The organism is Lactobacillus porci (assembly GCF_009695985.1).
In the GTDB taxonomy this organism is placed as follows: domain Bacteria; phylum Bacillota; class Bacilli; order Lactobacillales; family Lactobacillaceae; genus Lactobacillus; species Lactobacillus absianus.
The window spans coordinates 1-1,847 of sequence record NZ_VUMX01000068.1; the positions used below are offsets into that span (position 1 = coordinate 1).

The 1,847-nt window shown below is 41.8% G+C and carries 2 protein-coding genes; both read right to left on the reverse strand.

Annotated elements, in window-relative coordinates:
- Positions 1–73 precede the first annotated feature (73 nt).
- Positions 74–1,069, reverse strand: coding sequence for an IS3 family transposase (locus FYJ62_RS10440; protein WP_206988878.1), 996 nt, complete (start codon positions 1,067–1,069; stop codon positions 74–76).
- The gene (locus FYJ62_RS10445; protein WP_154549570.1) at positions 1,069–1,773 is read right to left on the reverse strand and encodes a helix-turn-helix domain-containing protein; all 705 of its coding nucleotides are present in this window, start codon (positions 1,771–1,773) and stop codon (positions 1,069–1,071) included. The genes FYJ62_RS10440 and FYJ62_RS10445 overlap by 1 nt, the downstream gene beginning before the upstream one ends.
- Between the last annotated feature and the right edge of the window lie 74 nt (positions 1,774–1,847).

Genomic DNA, 1,847 nt, shown 5'->3' on the forward strand with positions numbered 1-1,847 from the left:
TGATACGGCCCTTGTCAAGTAGACAGAGAAAATAAATAAAAAATTACCGATTTGCGTAAGCAGATCGGTTTTTTCATTCCTTCTGCTTCTTGGCGTTAATTTTCGCCCAGTATTTGATGATTCGATTATTCTTCGGGATTGGATAGCTATAAACCTTACCAGCCAGCGCTTCAGCTCTAACTTCCCCCGCCGTCTTTCCGCCGAACCGCTTTTGCGGGTCGCTTTCAATGTAGTATTTAATTGCTTTGTGGATGGATTCTACCAATTCCTCATAGTTATGTACATGCGGGAATAGAGTGTTGCGGATGTCCTTTATCCGACCTTGCCAGCCTTCTACAGGGGCATTATCTATACAGTGGCTTACACGTGACATTGATTGCGTTGCGCCATGGTTTTTCAAATATACTTTGAATGGTTTTCTAGTAAATTGGAAACCACGATCACTATGAATTAATGGATGAGCATTAGGATTAGCTTCAAAAGCCGCATCAATTGCCTTTTGAACAAGGGCAACGTCATTGTGGTCACTTATTGCATAGCCGACAGGGGATTTGTCGTATAGATCAATCATAGTAGCTAGGTATGCCTTCTTGCTTACTCCCGGTGCGGTTACTTCAGTAATGTCGATTCCCCATTTTTCATCTGGAGCTGAGGCATTGAAATCACGATTTAAGATGTTCTCAGCCGTCTCGTTACCAGAAGGCTTATTTGGCCGTTTAGGCTTGTTGTATCTCGCTACACTGCATCTAATCCCGTTAATACACATAATCCGGGCAACACGATTATGGCCATAGCGCGATTCGCCTTCACTTAAGGTCTTGTTCAGCTCTAGCATCATTTTTCCTGCTCCAAAGAGACTATTATTACTGTTGGCAATTGCGATAATCCGGTCTGTTAGATATTGGTCTTCTACTTCATGCTTTGAAGGCTTATGGTTAAGCCATTTATAGTAGGCAGAGCGGGCAATTTCAAGCTTCTGACACATCCAATCAATCGGCCAGTTGTACTTTTCGTGCTGTTCTCTAATTAATTGGTAAATAGCTTGTTTGCGTAATTTCTTGGCATAAATTACTTGTGCTTTTGGTCCTCTAGCATCATCATCCTTTCCAAATCCTGCAGTTTTTTTAAGAGAATGTTCTCCTTCTCGCTAGCTTCAAGCCGTTCCTCAAGATTCTTAATCTTTCTTTCGGCACGTTCAAGGTCCGTTAGCTCTTCATCTTGCTTGCGTTTCCCACGTCTATCAAGTAGGGCATCGCTTCCTCCAGCTAGGTATTTCTTAACCCAACTATAGACCTGACCATAGCTATAGCCAAAATGTGCAGCTGTTTCGGCGTAGTTACGTTTATGGTCAAGGAAGTAGATCACAACTTGTTTCTTTTCCTCAGGTGTTGCCTTGCGTCTACTAGTCATATGAACCTCCGGGTGTGGAATGTAGTCTTCTAGTTCTATATGACTATTATACTTTGAAACCCAATTCACTAGCTGAGATTCGTTACGGAGACCATATTTGAAAGCTAATTCTCTATACGACCCTTTGCCAAGCAAATAGAGTTCAACCAGTTTTAGCTTAAATTCTTTTGAATATCTGTTGTTCTTAATTGCTGGTTTAAGTCCGTTTTCGCCTTGAGCACGGTATGAGTTTAGCCATCTAATGATAGTCGATGTACCTACTCCAAGCTCAAGGGCTAGTCGTGCAACACTGTGATTCCCCGCCAAATACGACTTAACCGCCGCTAGCTTCGCCTCAAAACTTATTGAACTTTTTCTGCCCATAATAAAAGTCCTACCTCCGTATCCAGTGCAAATTTTAAATATTTGAACTGTCTACTTAAGTAGGACTATATCAA